Annotated in this window: 15 protein-coding genes and 2 rRNA genes; 10 read left to right on the top strand and 7 right to left on the bottom strand. The window is 71.3% G+C overall.

Going from position 1 to position 20,377, the window contains the following annotated elements; translation table 11 throughout:
• Positions 1-105, top strand: a 23S ribosomal RNA gene (locus QC283_RS03160); the annotation flags it as partial.
• An 88-nt stretch (positions 106-193) separates the two neighbouring features.
• Positions 194-310: ribosomal RNA gene (gene rrf / locus QC283_RS03155) — 5S ribosomal RNA — on the top strand.
• 116 nt (positions 311-426) lie between these two features.
• Here the strand turns inward: rrf and QC283_RS03150 are convergent.
• The 5 genes from QC283_RS03150 to QC283_RS03130 are packed head-to-tail and all read right to left on the bottom strand — an operon-like array spanning position 427 to position 6,121.
• Positions 427-1,737, bottom strand: a complete 1,311-nt coding sequence (locus QC283_RS03150; protein WP_279559745.1) for a DUF58 domain-containing protein — start codon at positions 1,735-1,737, stop codon at positions 427-429.
• Complete coding sequence (locus QC283_RS03145; protein ID WP_279559772.1) at positions 1,737-2,726, bottom strand: AAA family ATPase; 990 nt, start codon at positions 2,724-2,726, stop codon at positions 1,737-1,739. Before QC283_RS03145 ends, QC283_RS03150 begins: the two co-directional genes overlap by 1 nt.
• Positions 2,726-3,955: a DUF4350 domain-containing protein gene (locus QC283_RS03140; RefSeq protein WP_279559744.1), complete on the bottom strand. Its 1,230-nt coding sequence runs from the start codon at positions 3,953-3,955 to the stop codon at positions 2,726-2,728. Before QC283_RS03140 ends, QC283_RS03145 begins: the two co-directional genes overlap by 1 nt.
• Complete coding sequence (locus tag QC283_RS03135) at positions 3,952-4,734, bottom strand: DUF4129 domain-containing protein (protein ID WP_383528598.1); 783 nt, start codon at positions 4,732-4,734, stop codon at positions 3,952-3,954. The genes QC283_RS03140 and QC283_RS03135 overlap by 4 nt, the downstream gene beginning before the upstream one ends.
• Positions 4,735-4,738: 4 nt before the next feature.
• On the bottom strand, positions 4,739-6,121 hold the full coding sequence (locus QC283_RS03130; RefSeq protein WP_279559743.1) for a glycerophosphoryl diester phosphodiesterase membrane domain-containing protein: 1,383 nt from the start codon (positions 6,119-6,121) through the stop codon (positions 4,739-4,741).
• 140 nt (positions 6,122-6,261) lie between these two features.
• On the opposite strand from QC283_RS03130, the gene mtnA reads away from it, so the two are divergent.
• The 7 genes from mtnA (at position 6,262) to QC283_RS03095 (ending at position 15,067) form a co-directional block, all read left to right on the top strand.
• Positions 6,262-7,404: an S-methyl-5-thioribose-1-phosphate isomerase gene (gene mtnA / locus QC283_RS03125; RefSeq protein WP_279559742.1), complete on the top strand. Its 1,143-nt coding sequence runs from the start codon at positions 6,262-6,264 to the stop codon at positions 7,402-7,404.
• A 4-nt stretch (positions 7,405-7,408) separates the two neighbouring features.
• Positions 7,409-8,098 (top strand): two-component system response regulator MtrA, encoded by a 690-nt coding sequence (gene mtrA / locus QC283_RS03120; protein WP_193776289.1) that lies wholly within the window; start codon positions 7,409-7,411, stop codon positions 8,096-8,098.
• Position 8,099: 1 nt separating this feature from the next.
• On the top strand, positions 8,100-10,184 hold the full coding sequence (gene mtrB, locus QC283_RS03115) for an MtrAB system histidine kinase MtrB (RefSeq protein WP_279559741.1): 2,085 nt from the start codon (positions 8,100-8,102) through the stop codon (positions 10,182-10,184).
• On the top strand, positions 10,174-12,051 hold the full coding sequence (locus tag QC283_RS03110; RefSeq protein WP_279559740.1) for an LpqB family beta-propeller domain-containing protein: 1,878 nt from the start codon (positions 10,174-10,176) through the stop codon (positions 12,049-12,051). The genes mtrB and QC283_RS03110 overlap by 11 nt, the downstream gene beginning before the upstream one ends.
• A 146-nt stretch (positions 12,052-12,197) precedes the next feature.
• Positions 12,198-13,079, top strand: a complete 882-nt coding sequence (locus QC283_RS03105; RefSeq protein WP_279559739.1) for a ComF family protein — start codon at positions 12,198-12,200, stop codon at positions 13,077-13,079.
• 313 nt (positions 13,080-13,392) lie between these two features.
• The gene (gene hpf / locus QC283_RS03100) at positions 13,393-14,085 is read left to right on the top strand and encodes a ribosome hibernation-promoting factor, HPF/YfiA family (protein ID WP_279559738.1); all 693 of its coding nucleotides are present in this window, start codon (positions 13,393-13,395) and stop codon (positions 14,083-14,085) included.
• Between the two features lie 223 nt (positions 14,086-14,308).
• On the top strand, positions 14,309-15,067 hold the full coding sequence (locus tag QC283_RS03095) for a response regulator transcription factor (RefSeq protein WP_279559737.1): 759 nt from the start codon (positions 14,309-14,311) through the stop codon (positions 15,065-15,067).
• 33 nt (positions 15,068-15,100) lie between these two features.
• On the opposite strand, the gene QC283_RS03090 is transcribed toward QC283_RS03095, so the two are convergent.
• Complete coding sequence (locus QC283_RS03090; protein ID WP_279559736.1) at positions 15,101-16,276, bottom strand: winged helix-turn-helix domain-containing protein; 1,176 nt, start codon at positions 16,274-16,276, stop codon at positions 15,101-15,103.
• Positions 16,277-16,526: 250 nt separating this feature from the next.
• Positions 16,527-17,093, bottom strand: coding sequence for a GNAT family N-acetyltransferase (locus QC283_RS03085; protein WP_279559735.1), 567 nt, complete (start codon positions 17,091-17,093; stop codon positions 16,527-16,529).
• Positions 17,094-17,369: 276 nt separating this feature from the next.
• Here QC283_RS03085 and secA point away from each other — a divergent pair, with 276 nt between their 5' ends.
• Positions 17,370-20,216: a preprotein translocase subunit SecA gene (gene secA, locus QC283_RS03080; RefSeq protein ID WP_279559734.1), complete on the top strand. Its 2,847-nt coding sequence runs from the start codon at positions 17,370-17,372 to the stop codon at positions 20,214-20,216.
• Positions 20,217-20,377: the final 161 nt, after the last annotated feature.

Below are 20,377 nucleotides of genomic sequence, written 5' to 3'. Positions count from 1 at the left end.
TTGAGGGGTTAAGGCTCCCAGTAGACGACTGGGTTGATAGGCCGGATCTGGAAGCACCGCAAGGTGTGGAGGTGACCGGTACTAATAGGCCGAGGGCTTGTCCTCAGTTGCTCGCGTCCACTGTGTTGGTTCTGAAACCACGAACAATCCCATCCCATGGTCACGGGGTGGCTGGTTGTCTGTTTCATAGTGTTTCGGTGGTCATAGCGTAGGGGAAACGCCCGGTTACATTTCGAACCCGGAAGCTAAGCCTTACAGCGCCGATGGTACTGCAGGGGGGACCCTGTGGGAGAGTAGGACGCCGCCGAACAATCATTGCGAGAAAACCCCGCACCGGGAACGGTGCGGGGTTTTCTGCGTTTGGGGCCAATGAGGGTCGCAACGAGACCGGTCGGCCCCGCGTCCCCCATGCGGCCTGCCGACCGGTTACAAGCGTCCCGCCGCCTTCAGCTCCAGGTAGGTGTCGGCCAGTGCCGGGGCCAGCTCGTCAGGAGTCGCGTCGACGATCACCACGCCGTGCCGGCGGAGCTGGTCCGCGGTGCGGTGACGTTCCGACTGGGCCCGCGCTGCCGCTGCGGCCTCGTAGACCGCGTCCGTGTTTCCGCGGGCCCGGGCCATCCGGGAGATGTGCGGATCCGCCACCGACGCCAGGACGACGGTGTGGCGCTGAGTCAGTCGCGGAAGGACGGGGAGCAACCCCTCCTCGATCGGAGCGGCGTCGAGCGTTGTGAGCAGCACGATCAGGGAACGGCGAGGGGCCGACCGGAGGGCGGTGGCGGTAAGGCCACGTGCGTCTGTCTCCACCAACTCCGGTTCCAGGGGCGCCATCGCGTTGACAAGAGAAGGCAGCACGTTGCCGGCCGTGCGGCCCTGGACGAGGGCCCGCACCCGACGGTCGTACGCGAGGAGATCGACGCGGTCTCCGGCGCGGGAGGCGAGGGCGGCCAGAAGCAGGGCGGCGTCCATGGACGCGTCAAGGCGGGGCGCGTCGCCCACACGGCCGGCCGACGTGCGGCCGGTGTCGAGAACGAGCAGGATGTGGCGGTCTCGTTCGGGCCGCCACGTGCGTACGGCGACGGTGGACTGGCGGGCTGTCGCGCGCCAGTCGATGGAACGGGTGTCGTCGCCGGGAACGTACTCGCGCAGACTGTCGAACTCCGTGCCCTGCCCGCGGATGAGCACGCTGGTGCGGCCGTCGAGTTCACGCAGGCGGGACAGCTTCGAGGGGAGGTGCTTGCGGCTGGTGAACGGAGGCAGGACACGCACCGCCCAGGGGACCCTGTGGGCGGCCTGGCGGGCGAAGAGCCCCAGGGGTCCGTACGAGCGGATCGTGACGCGGTCCGCCTGACGGTCGCCGCGGCGGGTGGGGCGTAGCCGGGTGGTGACGCGACGGCGTTCGCCGGCGGGAACCGACACGCGGTGGCGGGAGGCCGTCGTCTCCGTGCCGGGCTGCCAACTGCTGGGCGGCCAGGCGTCGCGGAGGTGAGCCCGGAGCGGGCGGCTGGACGGGTTGCTGACCGTCAGGGTGACGTCGGCGGTGTCGCCCAGGCGCGTGGAGGTGTCACCGGAGCGGGTCAGGAGCAGGCGTCGTACCGGGGCGGCCAGGGCGAAGTCGCAGGCGCAGGCCGCGGCCAGCGGGGCATTGACCGCGAGGAAACCCGTCCAGCTGGGGTCCCAGATACCGATCGGGACGGAGCCGATGGCCGCGAGGAGAGCGGCGCGTCCGGTGAGCGCCATCAGCGGGGCACGGGGACGTGGGCGAGGATCGCGTTGATCACGGAGTCCGTGGTCACGCCCTCCATCTCGGCCTCCGGGCGGAGCTGGACGCGGTGCCGGAGAGTGGGGAGAGCCAGGGCCTTCACGTCGTCCGGAGTGACGTAGTCGCGGCCCGTCAGCCAGGCCCACGCGCGGGCCGTGGAGAGCAGCGCCGTGGCACCGCGGGGCGAGACCCCGAGAGTGAGGGACGGCGAATCGCGGGTGGCGCGGCAGATGTCGACGACGTAGGCCGTGATCTCGGGGGAGATCGTTGTGCTGGCCACCTCGGCGCGGGCTGCCTCCAGGTCGGCGGCGTTCGCCACGGGGCGTACGCCGGCGGCGCGCAGGTCGCGCGGGTCGAAGCCCGAGGCGTGGCGGGTGAGGACGTCGATCTCGTCCTGCCGGGAGGGGAGCGGGACGGTGAGCTTGAGGAGGAAGCGGTCCAGCTGGGCTTCCGGGAGGGGGTAGGTGCCCTCGTACTCCACCGGGTTCTGGGTCGCCGCGACCAGGAACGGCTCGGGGAGCGGGCGGGGCGTGCCGTCGACCGTGACCTGGCGCTCCTCCATGGCTTCGAGGAGGGACGACTGGGTCTTCGGGGGCGTGCGGTTGATCTCGTCGGCGAGGAGCAGATTGGTGAAGGCCGGACCGGGCTGGAAGGAGAACTCGGCGGTGCGTGCGTCGTACACCAGCGAGCCGGTGACATCGCTCGGCATCAGGTCGGGCGTGAACTGGACGCGCTTGGTGTCGAGCTCGGTGGCGGCCGCCAGGGCGCGCACGAGGAGGGTCTTGGCGACTCCTGGGACGCCTTCGAGGAGGACGTGGCCGCGGCAGAGAAGCGCCACGACGAGACCGGTGACGGCGGCGTCCTGGCCGACCACGGCCTTGGCGATCTCGGCGCGCAGGGCCTCCAGGGCGGCGCGGGCGTCGCCCTGGTCCCCGGTCTGCCCGGCGTTGTCAGTGGTCGGGTCCATCATGGACGGCGTACCTCTCTTTCGAGGGCGTCGAGTTGGTCGGCGAGGGCGATGAGGGCCGCGTCGTCGCCGGGCGGCGGGCCGAAGAGAAGGGTGTGCGGGGACTGCCCGTCGTGGCGTTCGCCGTGTTCGCCGTGGAGGTGGGCGGACAGCGCGGGGAGCAGGGCCTCGGGCGTGTGCGCCTGGGTGGCGGGGACGCCTACGAGGGGGGCGAGGCGGGTGCGGGTGGCGGAGCGAAGAGCGGTGGCCGCGCGGTCGCGGGCGTCCGCCTTGCGGTAGAGGCGGGCGCGGCCCTCGGCGGTTTCGGAGGCGCGGATCGCCACGGGGAGTTTTTCGGGCACCAGGGGGCCGAGTCGGCGTGCCCGCCACAGGGCCGCGAGGGCGGCGGCGACGAAGAGCTGCAGGGTGCCCCAGAGCCAGCCGGAGGGGAGCAGGTCGAAGAAGCCGCGCTCGTCGTCCGGGGCGGTGGTGTCGGAGACCGAGGGGAGGTACCAGACCAGGTGGTCGCGGGAGCCGAGGAGTTGGAGGGCGAGCGAGGCGTTGCCGTGCTCGTCGAGGTGGTTGTTGTAGAGGATGTCGGGTGCGCCGAGGACGACGGTGTCGCCCGGGGTGCCCTCCTGGGCGCCCTCTGCGGATGCCTCGGGGATGCGCAGCAGGGTGGCCAGGCGCCGACTGGGGTAGCAGGCGTCGGCTTCGATGTGGGCGCTGCTGTAGCGGATGCCGCCGGTGTCGGCGCTGCCCGCCCGCCGGGCGGCGGGCAGGTCGCAGTCGGGGGCCAGCGTCGAGTCGAGGCTGAGCGCGGGATCGGCGGTGACGCCGGGGGCGAGGCGTTCGACGGCGGGACCGCCCGGAGCCACGAGCACGGTACGGCCGCCCGAGCCTTCGGTCGCGGAGCGCAGCCGTGTCTGCTGGTGTTCGGTCAGGAGGTCGGGGACGGCGACCAGGAGGGTGGTGTCGGGGCCGGCCGCGACGCCGGCCTCGTCCAGGGTGGTGACCACGCGCGTGGAAACGCCCCGGTCGGCGAGGAGTTCCGCGACGGCCCGGCTGCCGTACGGGTCGGCGGAGCGCGGGTCGAGTTCGCCGTGCCGGGCGTCGGAGCGGACGACGGCGATCGCGACGGCGCCGACGAGCAGCACGACGAGGGCGAGCGCGATGCCCCGCGTGCGTGTCCACACCTGGCGGGCGGTGGGCGAGACCGAGGTGGTGGGGAGCGTGGCCTCGGTGGTCATCCGGCGGCTCCCTGGCGGGCGTTCGAGTCCGTGCTGTCGGCGTTACTCGTGGTCGTGCTGTCCGCCGGCTGCGGCTTGCCGCGTTCCAGCGCGAGGTCGAGTTCGGTGAGGCGCCGGTACGACTGCTCGGTACCGGGACGGCCGCCGTATGTGACGTCGTCGAAGTCCCGGGCGGCGGCGCGCAGCCCGGCGCCGTGGGCGGGCAGGACACGGCCGGCTTCGGTGGCCGCCTCGTCGGCGGTGCGGCCGGGGCGGATGTCGAGGAGGGCGCGTTCCTCCAGGGCACGGACGACGGCCCGCATGCGTTCCTGGACGGCCTGGTTCCAGTGGCCCTGGGCGGCGTGCGCGTCGGCGGCGGCGCGGTGGTCGGCGGCGCTGCGAGGGCGGTCGTCGAACAGGGCGGGCCCGGAGGCCGCCCGGCGGCGCGGGGTGCCCAGGCGCCACCAGAGGGCGCCCAGCACCGCCACGACGGCCAGGATGACGATGACCAGGCCGAGCGTCCCGCCGGGGGTCGCGGTGGCGGCGCTGCTGAACAGGTCGTCGATCCAGTCCCAGAAGGCGTTCAGGGCGCGCTGGAACCAGCCGGGGTCGTTCTCGTGGTACATCCGCTTGGACAACTCACGCCGCGCGGCCTCCCGCGCGGGGTCGCGCGGGATCGTCACCGGCGGTTCGTCGCCTGAGCGTGACAACGACAGCACGGAGCTGTCGCCGGCCCACGCCGGTGTCCGTACGGCGGCGCGTGACAGCACCTCGGTGAGAACTCCCCCCGCCGGGCTCACCGCATCAGCTCCCCGGGGTGGTGCCGGGCGCGCCGGTGTCCCGGAGACCGGCGGCACGGGCCAGTTCGAGGTCGAGGGCCTCGCGGCGGATTCGCTGGTCGATGTAGAGCAGCACGGTGACGCCCGCCGTGATCGGGAAGGTGATCATGGAGCCGATCACCGAGCCGATGCCGCTGACGATGAGGAACGTCCAGCCGAGGCCCCCGGTGCCCTCCAGGAAGCCGCCGACGCCGTCGCCGCCGAGGGCCGCCGCGAGGAAGGTGAAGGGGATGATGATGATCGACGTGATGACGTACGCGATGATCGTCGCGAGCAGCTGGATGCCGAAGACCCGCCACCAGGAGCCGCGCACCAGCTTTCCGGAGCGGCTCATCGCCTTCTTGACGCCCTGCTTCTCCAGCATCAGCGCGGCGGACGCCAGCGAGAAGCGGACCATGAGCCACACCGCGACGACGCCGGCCGCCAGAACCCCGAGGACGGTCAGGGCCACGCCCGCGTCGCCGCCTCCCGCGACCGCGACGAGGAGACCGGGTGCCATGCCGACCGTGACGATGCCGGCGACGATGAGCAGCAGCAGGACGATCAGGCCGAACAGCTTCGGTACCTGGGGGCGGGCGTCCCGCCAGGCCTCGCCGATGGCCACCGGCCTGCCCAGGACGGCGCGGCTGGTGACGGTCGTCAGCAGGGCGGTGGCCAGGACGGTGCCGATCAGGGAGATCAGGAAGATGACACCCGAGCTGATCGTGGTGTCGGCGAGGGCGTCACCGAGTTCGCTCAGGGTGGCGTCGGGGTCGTTGAGGGCCTCGCTGCTGATGTCGTCCAGGACCAGGCCCTGGAGCAGCACGACGAGGATCTCCGTGAAGACCGCGACGGTCAGCGAGATGCCGAGGACCGTGCGCCAGTAGGTGCGCATGGTGGAGACCGCGCCGTCGAGGATCTCGCCGACGCCGAGCGGGCGGAGCGGGATCACGCCGGGCTTGGCCGCGGGCGGGGGACCGCCCCAGCCGCCTCCCCAGCCGCCGTGCCCACCAGGGGGTCCGTAGCCGCCGTGGCCGCCGCCCTGGCCGCCGTACCCGCCCTGACCGCCGTACCCGCCCGGACCGCCGTACCCGCCTCCGGGGGGCGGTGCGCCCCAGCCCTGGTTCGGCGGTGGGGGAGGCGGGGCCTGGCCGGGGCCGGTGGGCGCGGACCACTGGCCGGGGGGCGGCTGCTCCTTGGACCACTTCGTGCCGGGGCCCGTCGATTCCGCGCCCGGCCGGTCCGCGGGCTGCGCGGGCTGATCGGGGTCGCCGGGGCGGTCGGCGGGTTCGGCGGGGCCGGACGCGCCGGGCTCCCGCCCGTCGGACGGGGCGGATCCGGGCGAGGCCCAGCCCGGAGTGTCGTTCATCGTCGCTCCTTCACGGTGCCCGTCCGCGGTCGCGGCGGCAGGTTGGCAGCCATCGTGCCATGGGGCGGTCGGCCGCGGACCGGGCGCGGTATCGGCTGCGCACCTTCAATAGTCCGTCGGGTAGGGGGCAGACTGGCCGCATGGCTGATCAGTACGCGCAAAGCGGCGACGGCAAGCGGCCGGCCGGCATACCGGCTCTTCGCTGGGAGGAACCTCCCGAGGGTCCGGTGCTGGTCCTGCTGGACCAGACCAGGCTGCCGGCCGAGGAGGTCGAGCTGGTCTGCACGGACGCGTCCGTGCTCGTGGAGGCGATCCGCTCGCTCGCCGTGCGCGGGGCACCGCTGCTCGGCATCGCGGGCGCCTACGGTGTCGCGCTCGCCGCCGCCAGGGGCTTCGAGGTGGAGGAGGCCGCGGCCGCGCTGGCGGGGGCCCGCCCCACCGCGGTGAACCTCGCCGTCGGGGTGGGCCGGGCGCGGGCCGCTCACCAGGCGGTGCTCGCCAGGACCGGTGACACCCGGCAGGCCGCCGCGGCCGCGCTGGCCGCGGCGCGGGCGCTGCACCGGGAGGACGCCGAGGCCAGCGCCCGGATGGCCGCGCACGGACTGGCGCTGCTGGACGAGCTGCTGCCCGCCGGCGGGCACCGTGTCCTCACGCACTGCAACACCGGTTCGCTGGTGTCGGGCGGCGAGGGAACCGCCTTCGCGGTGGCCCTCGCGGCGCACCGGTCGGGACGGCTGCGACGGCTGTGGGTGGACGAAACGCGTCCCTTGCTGCAAGGTGCTCGCCTGACGGCATACGAGGCGGCCCGCCACGACATGGCGTACACCTTGCTCACCGACAACGCGGCCGGTTCGCTGTTCGCGGCGGGTGAGGTGGACGCGGTGCTCATCGGCGCGGACCGCATCGCGGCCGACGGTTCGGTGGCGAACAAGGTGGGGAGCTATCCGCTCGCCGTGCTCGCGAGGTACCACCACGTGCCGTTCATCGTGGTGGCACCGGTCACGACGGTGGATCCGGACACACCGGACGGGGCGTCCATCGAAGTGGAGCAACGCCCCGGATACGAAGTGACCGAGGTCACAGCACCTCAGGTGCCGGTGGCCGGAGCGGGAGGCGGGATTCCGGTGGCACCCCTGGGGACCCAGGCGTACAACCCGGCGTTCGATGTGACCCCGCCCGAACTGGTGACGGCGATCGTCACCGAGGAGGGCGCGGTTTCGCCCGTGACGACCGAGGCTCTCGCGGAGCTGTGTGCCAGGTCACGCCAGGTAACGATTAGCTAATGGGATGATGTCGTTTATGAAGGGACGAGTCCTTGTCGTCGACGACGACACCGCACTGGCCGAGATGCTCGGCATTGTGCTGCGTGGTGAGGGTTTTGAGCCATCTTTCGTAGCCGACGGCGACAAGGCGCTGGCCGCCTTCCGGGAGACCAAGCCGGACCTGGTGCTGCTCGACCTGATGCTGCCCGGTCGGGACGGCATCGAGGTGTGCCGCCTGATCAGGGCGGAGTCGGGGGTGCCGATCGTGATGCTGACGGCGAAGAGTGACACCGTCGATGTCGTGGTGGGTCTGGAGTCGGGCGCCGACGACTACATCGTGAAGCCGTTCAAGCCGAAGGAGTTGGTGGCCCGTATCAGGGCGCGCCTGAGGAGGTCCGAGGAACCGGCACCGGAACAGCTCGCCATAGGCGACCTGGTCATCGACGTGGCCGGTCACTCCGTGAAGCGGGAGGGTCAGTCGATCGCGCTGACGCCGCTGGAGTTCGACCTGCTGGTGGCGCTGGCCCGCAAGCCGTGGCAGGTGTTCACGCGTGAGGTGCTCCTCGAGCAGGTCTGGGGTTACCGGCACGCGGCCGACACCCGGCTGGTCAACGTGCATGTGCAGCGGCTGCGCTCCAAGGTCGAGAAGGACCCGGAGAAGCCGGAGATCGTGGTGACCGTCCGTGGTGTCGGTTACAAGGCCGGACCGAGCTGACATGACCAGGGACAGTGCCGCTTCGGCGCCCGGCCGGTCCGGGGCCCACGCCGGACGGCCTGTCGGCCACACACCCGCCGGCTCCCGCTGGAGCCGGCTGCTGGAGGGCGGGCTGCTGCACGGCGGGGTGCAGGGCAGCCCGGTGCTCCGTCTGCTCATGCGCTGGGTGCGCCGCCCGCTGCTGCCCGTCATGCGGCTGTGGCGGCGCAACATCCAGCTCAAGGTCGTCGTCACCACGCTGCTGATGTCGCTGGGCGTGGTGCTGCTGCTCGGCTTCGTGGTGATCGGGCAGGTCCGCAACGGGCTGCTGGACGCGAAGGTGAAGGCGTCCCAGAGCCAGGCCACCGGCGGGTTCGCGGTGGCCAAGCAGAAGGCCGAAGAGGCGGCCAGCGTGACCGGAGACGACGGCGTGCCCGTGGTGCCCGTGGACGGCCGCCCCCCGCAGAACGTCATCCAGTGGATGAGTGAACTGGTGAAGTCGCTCTCCAGCGGCGGCCAGGGCGCCTTCGACGTGGTCACCCTCCCCATGGGCGGGGAGAGCGGCAGCGGGCGCGGCCCGCGCGCCTCCGGCTTCGTCAACTGGTCGGGCAGCGTGCCCGAGGACCTGCGGGAGCGGATCGACGGCAGCACGGCGGCGGCGCAGAGCTACACCCGGATCGTCTACGACTCCGGCGAGGCGTCGCAGCCCGGCCTGGTCATCGGCAAGCAGGTCAACGACCCGAACGGTGAGCCGTACCAGCTCTACTACCTCTTCCCGCTCACGCAGGAGGAGGAGTCGCTCAGCCTGGTCAGAGGCACGCTGGCGACGGCCGGGCTCTTCGTCGTCGTTCTGCTCGGGGCCATCGCCTGGCTCGTGGTGCGCCAGGTCGTCACGCCCGTACGGATGGCGGCGAGCATCGCGGAGCGGCTGTCCGCCGGGCGGCTGCAGGAACGGATGAAGGTCACCGGCGAGGACGACATCGCGCGGCTCGGCGAGGCCTTCAACAAGATGGCGCAGAACCTGCAGCTGAAGATCTCCCAGCTGGAGGACCTGTCGCGGATGCAGCGGCGGTTCGTCTCCGACGTGTCGCACGAGCTGCGGACGCCGCTGACGACCGTGCGGATGGCCGCCGACGTCATTCATGACGCGCGCGTGGACTTCGATCCGGTGACCGCGCGGTCGGCGGAGTTGCTCGCCGACCAGCTGGACCGGTTCGAGACGCTCCTCGCGGACCTGCTGGAGATCAGCCGCTTCGACGCGGGCGCGGCGGCCCTGGAGGCGGAGCCGATAGACCTCAGGGAGGTCGTACGGCGGGTCGTCGGCGGCGCCGAACCGCTCGCCGAGCGCAAGGGCACGCGGATACGCGTCGTCGGCGACCAGCAGCCCGTCGTCGCCGAGGCGGACGCCCGGCGGGTGGAGCGGGTACTGCGCAACCTCGTCGTCAACGCCGTCGAGCACGGCGAGGGCAACGACGTCGTCGTCAAGCTCGCCGCGGCCGGGGGCGCGGTCGCCGTGGCGGTGCGCGACTACGGCGTCGGCCTCAAGCCGGGCGAGGGCGCCCGGGTCTTCAGCCGCTTCTGGCGGGCCGACCCGGCACGCGCGCGTACCACCGGCGGTACGGGGCTGGGGTTGTCGATCGCCCTGGAGGACGCGCGGCTGCACGGCGGCTGGCTGCAGGCCTGGGGTGAGCCCGGTGGCGGCTCGCAGTTCCGGCTGACGCTGCCCAGGACGGCGGACGAGCCGCTGCGGGGCTCGCCGATACCGCTGGAGCCGACGGACTCGCGGAGCAACCGCGGACTGGGCGACGCCGGCCCCGACGGCGCCGGCCCGCCGCACGGCGCGGACAAGGCGGCCACCGTCCCGGCGCAGGCGTCGGTCGGGCAGGCGCCCCCGGTGTCCGCCCGAGGACCGATTCCGCCGCGGTCGGCGACCGCGGCCCCCACGGCCGATCCGACGGCACTGCCCGGCAACGGCGCGCGCGTGGTGCCGCGGCCCGTGTCGGGAGCCCGGAGGCAGGACGGCGGATCCGAGCCGGAGGCGTCGAGCCGTCCGGACGCCGGTCCGGAGGACTCGAGCAGGCAAGGGGAGGCATCTCGTGGGCGCTGACCGCGAGGGGAGCGGTCGGCGGGGGCCGGCACGCGCGGTGACGTACGCCGTCTGTGGCGTCGTACTGCTGGCGGGGTGTGCGTCCATGCCCGACAGCGGTGACCTGCGGGGCGTGGAGTCGACGCCGCGGCAGGACCCGCAGGTGCGGGTGTTCGCGATGCCGCCGCGGGAGGACGACTCGCCCACGGAGATCGTGCAGGGCTTCCTGGAGGCACTGACCAGCAACGAGCCGCAGTACGAGACGGCGCGCAAGTACCTGACGGGCGAGGCGGCGAAGACCTGGCGGCCGGAGCGGTCCACGACGGTGCTGACGGGTGGCCCGGGCACCGAGTCCGACCACTCCGGAAGCCGCGACGACGCCGACGACTACTCGGTCACGCTGACCGGTACCAGGGTCGCCACGGTGGACGGGCAGCAGTCGTACTCGCCGGCGGACGGCCAGTACCGCGAACCGGTGCACCTCACCCGGGACAACAAGAGCGGCCAGTGGCGCATCGACGACCTGCCGCAGGGCGTCATCATGGGCAAGTCGGACTTCCAGCGCACCTACATGTCCGTCAACAAGTACTACTTCGCCTCGAACACCGCTCCCACCACACAGGCCGGTACGAGCGCGCAGCCGGCGGCCGTCGCCGACCCCGTCTACGTGCGCCGGCTCGTGGACCCCATGACCCAGGTGGTGCGTTCCCTGATCAGCGGGCCGACGGGGCTGCTCGGCCCCGTGGTCAGGTCGAGCTTCCCGCCCGGGACGGCGCTGGCGAAGGACGCCGGCTCGCTGACGCCCGACGATCACAACAAGCTGACGGTGCGGCTCAACGACAGGGCTGCCCGGGCCGGCGAGGACAAGTGCGACGAGATGGCGGCCCAGCTCCTCTTCACGCTGCAGAACCTCACCCCGGTGGTGGACGAGGTCGAGCTGCGCTCGGGCGGTGAGCGACTGTGCTCGCTCACCGAGGACCGGGCCGATGCGGTCGCGACGCGCGGCTCGGCCCAGCGGCCCGACTACCTGTACTTCGTCGACGAGAAGAACCGCCTGGTACGCATCGCCGCGGGCAGTAATGGGACCCGGCCGGAACCCGTGCCCGGGGCGCTGGGCGAGGGCTCGGTGGGCCTGCGGTCGGTGGCGGTGTCGCGGGACGAACACAGTGCGGCCGCGATCGGTCTCGACAACAAGTCGTTGTACGTCGGCTCGCTGGTCCCGGGTGGTTCGCTCGGCGACCCGGTGCTGGTCAGCAAGGGCAAGACGGAGGAGAACCGGCTGACGCCGCCCAGCTGGGACGCGCAGGGCGACCTGTGGATCGCCGACCGCGACCCGGGCGCCCCCCGGCTGCTGCTGCTGAAGGAGGGCGCGGGCGAGCCGTTGGAGGTGCGGACCCCGGGGCTGGACGGGCGGGTCCAGGCCGTGCGGGTGGCGGCCGACGGCGTGCGGATCGCGCTCATCGTGGAGAAGGACGGCAAGCGGTCGCTGCTCATCGGACGGATCGAACGGGACGGGAAGACCGAACGGGACGGGAAGACCGAACGGGACGGGAAGGCCGGCGAGCCCTCCGCGGTCACCGTCGTCGAACTGCGCTCCGCGTCTCCGGAACTGGAGGAGGTCACGGCCATGTCCTGGGCCGGTGACAGCCGGCTCGTGGTGGTCGGGCGCGAGCGCGGGGGCGTCCAGCAGATCGGATACGTCCAGGTCGACGGCTCCACGCCGGAGGCGTCGGTGCCCGCGGCCCTGACCGGGGTGAAGGAGATCGCCGCGACCGAGGACGAGGGGCTGCCGCTGGTGGCGTACTCGGAGGACGTGATCGTGCGGCTGCCGTCCGGGCTGCAGTGGCAGAAGGTGACGGAGGGGACGGCGCCGGTCTACCCCGGGTGAGGCCTGGGGCGTCAGGCTGTTCCGACGCGGGCGTTCACTCGTGTGGGTGATGTGTGGCGATCGGGGTCCGGAGTTTTCCACAGGGAGCCCTCCAGGGTTGTCCACAGGCCTGGTCGAGTCCCGCGGGTGTTGGCACAGTGGTGGCCATGCGGGGATGGTGGCAGGACCTCACGGACCTGGTGCTGCCGGCCGAGTGCGGAGGCTGCGGCACGGCGCGCTCGGTGCTGTGCCCCCGGTGCCGTACGGCCCTGAACGGGGGCGCGCCGCGCCGGGTCCGGCCGGTGCCGGAGCCGCCCGGGCTGCCGGTGGTGCACGCGGCCGCCCGGTACGCGGACGAGGTGCGGGCCGCCCTGCTGGCCCACAAGGAGCGCGGCGTACTGGCTCTCACGGCACCGCTCGGCGCGGCTCTGGCGGGAGCCGTGCGGGCAGCACTCCGGGAGGCGGGGGCGGGTGTCGGCGACACGGGGCCCGTAGGTCGGCGGAGGCCGGTGCTGCTCGTGCCCGTGCCCTCCGCGCGCCGGGCGGTGCGCACGCGCGGGCACGACCCGGCGCGGCGGATCGCCCTCGCGGCGGCGCGGGAGTTGCGGCGGACCGGTGGGTCCGCCCGGGTGCTGGCCGTGCTGCGTCAGCGGCACGCCGTGGCCGATCAGTCGGGACTCGGCGCCCGGCAGCGGCTGGACAATCTCGCCGGCGCGCTGGCAGTGGTCCCCGGCGGTGGCCGGCTGCTGGGCGGGGGTGGGCCGGTCGTCCTCGTCGACGACCTGATGACGACGGGGGCGTCCTTGACGGAGGCGGCGCGTGCCGTGCGCGCGGAGAGGACCGACTCGGCTGAGTGGGGGACGGGGCCGGCCACGTACCGGACGGTGAGATCGGCTGTGTATCCGTCGGCGGCAGGGGAAGGCAGAGAGGAACGGAAGACCGGGCCCCGAATGGCGGGCCCGAACGGAGGCGGTGGCGTGATCAGTGAAGCGATCTGCGCGGCAGTGGTCGCGGCTTCACCAGATTCTTTCGAAATAAACCGGAACTGACTGAGGACTTGCGTCGTTGCAGGTAATGAGAGGTTCAATTCACCGGAACGGAGGTAGGTCGCGGTAGAGGGTGACGACATCCGTCCGGGCGAGATATGTTCGGTTGTGAGGCAAAGCCGCAGGCCACACCTCCCAAATCCGAATGCCGTGCTGCGGGTTTCACCGTCATCACCCGCACTGGTGGAGTGGAGTTCTCGCCCGCGGGGGAGGAGGTGGAAGTCACCGAGTCCGAGGTTCTGGGACAGACCGGAACCTGGTGCGAAAGGGAGATGCTCCGCCATAGAAGCGGAGCGATCCGGGAACGGAGTTCTGCGTGGACATCGTCGTCAAGGGCCGCAAGACCGAGGTGCCCGAGCGGTTCCGGAAGCACGTGGCCGAGAAGCTGAAGCTGGAGAAGATCCAGAAGCTCGATGGCAAGGTGATCAGCCTCGACGTCGAGGTGTCCAAGGAGCCGAACCCCCGGCAGGCCGACCGCTGTGACCGAGTGGAGATCACGCTCCGCTCCCGCGGTCCGGTGATCCGGGCGGAGGCAGCGGCGAGCGACCCGTACGCGGCGCTCGACCTGGCGGCGGAGAAGCTCGGTGCCCGACTGCGCAAGCAGCACGACAAGCGCTTCTCGCGCCGCGGTGCGCGCAGGATCTCGGCAGCCGAGGTCGCCGACCACGTCCCCGGCGCGGCGACGCTCAACGGGAGCGGTGAGGTCGTCCCGCAGGAGAAGCAGGACGGCGTACCCACCAAGAAGATCGGCTCGCTCGAGGTCCAGGGCGACGGCCCGCTCGTCGTCCGCGAGAAGACCCACGTGGCCGCACCGATGTCCCTCGACCAGGCGCTCTACGAGATGGAACTGGTCGGGCACGACTTCTACCTGTTCGTCGACTCCGAGACGAAGGAGCCCAGTGTCGTCTACCGTCGGCACGCCTACGACTACGGCGTCATCCACCTCACCACGGACACGATGGTCACCCAGGCGAACGCTCCCGAGGCGGGCGACGCGCTCGGCGGCTGACGACGCCCGGTGACAGTGGACCGGTGCCCCTGGAGCGCTTGTGCGCCCCCAGGGGCACCGGTGTGCGACGGTGCGCGAGGGTGTGCGACCCCTTCGTGGCCCGCGCGTCACCCCGGCGTCGGCCGGACATGGAATCATGGCGGCAACGGCCCAACCGGTGGGTCGTTGCTCTGGGTTGGCGATGGCTCAGGACCACAGGCCACAGCCTTCAGGGGGAGGAATGATGGCGGACAGTTTCGGACCGATGCGGAGCGAGGGCGTCGACGAGGGGATCGACGACGGCGCTGCCGGCATGGGCCCGGACGCGGGCTCTGTGCGCAAGGAGCCGATCAGGGTCCTGGTCGTGGACGACCACGCCCTGTTCCGCCGCGGCCTGGAGATCGTGCTCGCGGCCGAGGAGGACATCCAGGTCGTCGGGGAGGCCGGTGACGGCGCCGAGGCCGTGGAGAAGGCCGCCGACCTGTTGCCGGACATCGTCCTGATGGATGTGCGGATGCCCAAGCGGGGCGGCATCGAGGCCTGCACCTCCATCAAGGAGGTGGCTCCCAGCGCCAAGATCATCATGTTGACGATCAGCGACGAGGAGGCCGACCTCTACGAGGCGATCAAGGCGGGTGCCACCGGATATCTTCTCAAAGAGATCTCGACGGACGAGGTGGCCACCGCCATTCGCGCCGTGGCCGACGGACAGTCGCAGATCAGTCCGTCCATGGCGTCGAAACTGCTCACCGAGTTCAAGTCGATGATCCAGCGGACCGACGAACGCCGACTGGTACCCGCGCCCCGGCTCACGGACCGTGAGCTGGAGGTCCTCAAGCTCGTCGCCACGGGAATGAACAACCGGGACATCGCCAAGGAACTGTTCATTTCCGAGAACACCGTGAAGAACCACGTGCGCAACATCCTGGAGAAACTGCAGCTGCACTCCAGGATGGAGGCCGTGGTGTACGCGATGCGGGAGAAGATCCTCGAGATTCGGTGACACCTTCCACGACGCCTGTGGCGCCGGCTCCCGTCAGGTGAGCAGACGGGCCAGCTCTCTCGTGAGGGGCTCGCGCAGGTCGGGCGCGTCGACCCGTTCCACGCGTACGTCGGTGCAGCCCACCCAGCCCGCCGCCTCGACCAGGGCCTGGGCCACCGCCGGGGCCGCCTTCGGGCCGTCCAGTGTGACCTGCCTGGCGACCAGAGTGAGTCCCTCGCGCGCCGGGTCCACGCGACCGACGAGCCGGCCGCCGGCCAGGACCGGCATCGCGAAGTAGCCGTGCACCCGCTTCTGCTTGGGCACGTAGGCCTCCAGGCGGTGGGTGAAGCCGAAGATCCGCTCCGTGCGCGCACGCTCCCAGACCAGGGAGTCGAAGGGCGAGAGCAGCGTCGTGCGGTGACGGCCGCGCGGGGGCGCCTGCAGGGCCGCGGGGTCCGCCCAGGCGGGCTTGGACCAGCCCTCCACGGTGACCGGGACCAGGCCCGAGTCGGCGATCACGGCGTCGACCTGCTCGCCCCTGAGCCGGTGGTAGTCCGCGATGTCCGCGCGGGTGCCGACGCCCAGGGACTGGCCGGCCAGGCGGACCAGGCGGCGCAGGCACTCGGCGTCGTCCAGCTCGTCGTGGAGCAGCTCGGCCGGGACCGCGCGCTCGGCCAGGTCGTACACCCTCTTCCAGCCGCGCCGCTCGACGCACACCACCTCGCCGTACATGAGAGCGCGCTCGACGGCGACCTTCGTGCCGGACCAGTCCCACCACTCGCTGGTCCTCTTCGCGCCGCCCAGTTCCGTGGCGGTGAGGGGGCCCTCGGTGCGGAGCTGCTTGACGACCTGGTCGTAGGTGCCGTCGGGGAGGTGGTGGTTCCAGTGCGGGCGGTTGCGGTAGGCGCGGCGGCGGAAGGCGAAGTGGGGCCACTCCTCGATGGGGAGGATGCAGGCGGCGTGGGACCAGTACTCGAAGGCGTGGGTGTCTTCCCAGTAGGCGGCTTCGACGGTTCCGCGGCCGACCGCGCCGAGGCGGGCGTACGGGATGAGTTCGTGGGAGCGGGCGAGGACCGAGATGGTGTCGAGTTGCACCGCGCCCAGGTGCCGGAGGACGCCGCGGACGCCCGCGCGGCGGTCGGGGGCGCCGAGGAAGCCCTGCGCGCGGAGGGCGAGGCGGCGGGCCTCGTCTGCGGACAGTTCCGTGACGGGGGGCGGGAGGGTCGTCATACGTCCGCACGATAGGGGGTGGGTCTGACAGGGGGGCGGCGTTCACAGGGTGCCCGGCGTGGGTGTGGCCCGGGGGCGGGTGCGCGGCCCGGCGGTGCGGGGTGCCTCCCCCAGAGGGGGTACCCCCAGCGCCCACCCGTGCCGCCCTGGGGGTACCTCCCAGGCCGTTCAGGCACTGGGGGAGGCACGACTGCCCGCGGCTACGGCGGCGCGCCGAGTCCCCGCGGCTGCATGGCGCGGCTGTCCGCGGTCAGGGCGCCGGCAGATACGGGGACGTCGAGGGGAGGGAGAGGTCCGAGGGAAGGAGGGAGCCGATCCAGCAGTCGCGGCGTATGCCGTTGTTGTTGATCGCGGAACGCAACGTGCCCTCCATGGTGAAGCCCGCGCGTCGGGCCACCGCGCGGGAGGCCGTGTTGCCGACCTCGGCGCGCCACTCCAGGCGGTCGATCGCCCGGTCGGTGAAGGACCAGCGGGAGACGGCGACGGCGGCTTCGGTGACGTAACCGTGCCCGCGGTGCTCCTTGGCCCCCCAGAAACCGATCTCGCCGACGCCCGGGGAGACCATCGTGACGCCGAGCATGCCCGCCAGTGCGCCGGAGGGGAGGAAGACGCCGAAGGTGAACATCGAGCCGTTCGCCCAGCCGTCGGGGACCACCTGCTCCGTGAAGCCCCGCGCGTGCTCAGGAAGATAGGGCGAGGGGATCGTGGTCCAGCGCTGGATGTCGGGATCCTGGCAGGCGGCGTACACGGAATCGGTGTCCCGGGGGCCGACCGTGCGCAGGACGAGGCGGCCGGTGGTGAGGGCGAGGGGTTCCATCGGCCGATTCTGCGCGGCGGTCGCGGTGGACGCCATCGTTTTGCCGTGCGTGAACAGACGGTCACTTTTCGCGCAATTCGGCGGCGGGCGCGGCACCATCCGCGAAGCCCGGACGTTGAACCCGATGACAGCGGACCGGAAGCTGGATGAAGGAGCACACGGTCCCCGTTACAGCAGGCTCCCGGGGCGGCGGGGTCCTCGCATACGATGGCCGTTGCTCAGTCCGTCACAGGAAAACGACCGTCCCAGGCCCGACCGGCAAGGAGACCAACCCCCGTGTCCGTCCTCTCGAAGATCATGCGTGCAGGCGAAGGCAAGATCCTGCGCAAGCTGCACCGCATCGCGGACCAGGTCAACTCCATCGAAGAGGACTTCGTCGACCTCTCCGACGCCGAGCTGCGGGCCCTCACCGATGAGTACAAGCAGCGCTACGCCGATGGTGAGAGCCTGGACGACCTGCTTCCGGAAGCCTTCGCCACCGTCCGGGAGGCCGCCAAGCGCGTCCTGGGACAGCGGCACTACGACGTGCAGATGATGGGCGGCGCGGCCCTGCACATGGGCTATGTGGCCGAGATGAAGACGGGTGAGGGCAAGACCCTCGTCGGCACGCTGCCCGCCTACCTCAACGCCCTGTCCGGCGACGGCGTGCACATCGTCACGGTCAACGACTACCTGGCCGAGCGCGACTCCGAGATGATGGGCCGCGTCCACAAGTTCCTCGGTCTGAACGTCGGCTGCATTCTCGCCAACCAGACACCGGCCCAGCGCCGTGAGATGTACGGCTGCGACATCACCTACGGCACGAACAACGAGTTCGGGTTCGACTACCTGCGCGACAACATGGCGTGGTCCAAGGACGAACTCGTCCAGCGCGGCCACAACTTCGCCATCGTCGACGAGGTCGACTCCATCCTCGTCGACGAGGCCCGTACGCCGCTGATCATCTCCGGCCCCGCCGACCAGGCCACCAAGTGGTACGGCGACTTCGCCAAGCTGGTCACGCGCCTGAAGAAGGGCGAGGCCGGCAACACCCTCAAGGGCATCGAGGAGACCGGCGACTACGAGGTCGACGAGAAGAAGCGCACCGTCGCCATCCACGAGGCCGGCGTCGCCAAGGTCGAGGACTGGCTGGGCATCGACAATCTCTACGAGTCGGTGAACACCCCGCTGGTCGGCTACCTGAACAACGCCATCAAGGCCAAGGAGCTCTTCAAGAAGGACAAGGACTACGTCGTCATCGACGGCGAAGTCATGATCGTCGACGAGCACACCGGCCGTATCCTCGCCGGCCGCCGCTACAACGAGGGCATGCACCAGGCGATCGAGGCGAAGGAAGGGGTGGACATCAAGGACGAGAACCAGACGCTCGCCACGATCACCCTCCAGAACTTCTTCCGCCTCTACAAGCGCCACGACCACAACGGCAAGGAACAGCCCGGCCTGTCCGGCATGACCGGTACGGCGATGACCGAGGCCGCCGAGTTCCACCAGATCTACAAGCTCGGCGTGGTGCCCATCCCGACCAACCGGCCGATGGTCCGCAAGGACCAGTCGGACCTGATCTACCGCACCGAGGTCGCGAAGTTCGAGGCGGTCGTCGACGACATCGAGGAGAAGCACCGCAAGGGCCAGCCGATCCTCGTCGGCACCACCTCGGTCGAGAAGTCCGAGTACCTCTCGCAGCAGCTCAGCAAGCGCGGTGTCCAGCACGAGGTGCTGAACGCCAAGCAGCACGACCGGGAGGCGACGATCGTCGCCCAGGCGGGCCGCAAGGGCTCGGTGACGGTGGCCACGAACATGGCCGGCCGTGGTACGGACATCAAGCTCGGCGGCAACCCCGAGGACCTCGCCGAGGCGGAGCTGCGCCAGCGCGGCCTCGAGCCCGAGGAGCACATCGAGGAGTGGGCCGCGGCCCTGCCCGCCGCGCTGGAGCGGGCCGAGCAGGCGGTCCAGGCGGAGTTCGACGAGGTCAAGGAGCTCGGCGGTCTCTACGTGCTGGGTACCGAACGGCACGAGTCGCGCCGTATCGACAACCAGCTGCGCGGTCGTTCCGGCCGTCAGGGCGACCCCGGCGAGTCCCGCTTCTACCTCTCCCTGGGCGACGACCTGATGCGGCTGTTCAAGGCCCAGATGGTCGAGCGCGTCATGTCGATGGCGAACGTGCCGGACGACGTGCCGATCGAGAACAAGATGGTCACGCGCGCGATCGCGTCCGCCCAGTCGCAGGTCGAGACGCAGAACTTCGAGACCCGTAAGAACGTCCTGAAGTACGACGAGGTCCTCAACCGGCAGCGCGAGGTCATCTACGGCGAGCGGCGCCGTGTCCTGGAGGGCGAGGACCTGCAGGAGCAGATCCAGCACTTCACGAACGACACGATCGACGCCTACGTGCAGGCCGAGACCGCCGAGGGCTTCCCGGAGGACTGGGACCTCGACCGTCTGTGGGGCGCCTTCAAGCAGCTCTACCCGGTGAAGGTCACCGTCGAGGAGCTGGAGGAGGCGGCCGGCGACCGGGCCGGGCTGACCGCCGACTACATCGCGGAGTCCATCAAGGACGACGTCCAGGAGCAGTACGAGGCGCGTGAGGCGCAGCTCGGCTCCGAGATCATGCGTGAGCTGGAGCGCCGGGTCGTGCTCTCGGTCCTGGACCGCAAGTGGCGCGAGCACCTCTACGAGATGGACTACCTCCAGGAGGGCATCGGCCTGCGCGCGATGGCCCAGAAGGACCCGCTGGTCGAGTACCAGCGCGAGGGCTTCGACATGTTCCAGGCCATGATGGAGGGCATCAAGGAGGAGTCCGTCGGCTACCTGTTCAACCTGGAGGTCCAGGTCGAGCAGCAGGTCGAGGAGGTTCCGGTCGCGGACGCGGCGCCGTCCCTGGAGAAGGGCGCGCAGGACGCGGTCCCGGCCCAGGCGGGCGCTCGTCCCGAGATCCGCGCCAAGGGGCTCGACGCCCCGCAGCGCCGGGACCTGCACTTCTCCGCGCCGACCGTGGACGGCGAGGGCGGTGTCGTCGAGGGTGAGTTCACCACCGACGGCGAGTCCGCGCAGTCCCCGTCCGACGGGCTCACGCGCGCGGAGCGCCGCAAGCAGGCCAAGGGTGGACGACGTCGTAAGAAGTGACGGAGCGGGAGTGACGCTGCGGTGCCCGCGGGCGGCGTAGCGGTGGGAAGGGCCGGTCGCCTCAGGGTGGCCGGCCCTTCGGCCTGTGGTCGGCCACCCCGAGGTGACCGGCCACAGGCTGTCTGCTTCAGGCGAGACGTCCGGCTATCTCCGGCTGGGTT

This window comes from Streptomyces sp. DH41, assembly GCF_029813785.1.
Lineage (GTDB): Bacteria > Actinomycetota > Actinomycetes > Streptomycetales > Streptomycetaceae > Streptomyces.
Note: the sequence above shows the minus strand (reverse complement) of the source record. Positions and strands in the feature narration are given on the sequence as shown.

Bases quoted from the DNA above. Each gene is read 5' to 3' on its own strand.
- QC283_RS03150 (WP_279559745.1), bottom strand. From the start codon at position 1,737: ATGGCGCTCACCGGACGCGCCGCTCTCCTCGCGGCCATCGGCTCCGTC.
- QC283_RS03145 (WP_279559772.1), bottom strand. From the start codon at position 2,726: ATGGACCCGACCACTGACAACGCCGGGCAGACCGGGGACCAGGGCGAC.
- QC283_RS03140 (WP_279559744.1), bottom strand. From the start codon at position 3,955: ATGACCACCGAGGCCACGCTCCCCACCACCTCGGTCTCGCCCACCGCC.
- QC283_RS03130 (WP_279559743.1), bottom strand. From the start codon at position 6,121: ATGAACGACACTCCGGGCTGGGCCTCGCCCGGATCCGCCCCGTCCGAC.
- mtnA (WP_279559742.1), top strand. From the start codon at position 6,262: ATGGCTGATCAGTACGCGCAAAGCGGCGACGGCAAGCGGCCGGCCGGC.
- mtrA (WP_193776289.1), top strand. From the start codon at position 7,409: ATGATGTCGTTTATGAAGGGACGAGTCCTTGTCGTCGACGACGACACC.
- mtrB (WP_279559741.1), top strand. From the start codon at position 8,100: ATGACCAGGGACAGTGCCGCTTCGGCGCCCGGCCGGTCCGGGGCCCAC.
- QC283_RS03105 (WP_279559739.1), top strand. From the start codon at position 12,198: ATGCGGGGATGGTGGCAGGACCTCACGGACCTGGTGCTGCCGGCCGAG.
- QC283_RS03095 (WP_279559737.1), top strand. From the start codon at position 14,309: ATGGCGGACAGTTTCGGACCGATGCGGAGCGAGGGCGTCGACGAGGGG.
- QC283_RS03090 (WP_279559736.1), bottom strand. From the start codon at position 16,276: ATGACGACCCTCCCGCCCCCCGTCACGGAACTGTCCGCAGACGAGGCC.
- QC283_RS03085 (WP_279559735.1), bottom strand. From the start codon at position 17,093: ATGGAACCCCTCGCCCTCACCACCGGCCGCCTCGTCCTGCGCACGGTC.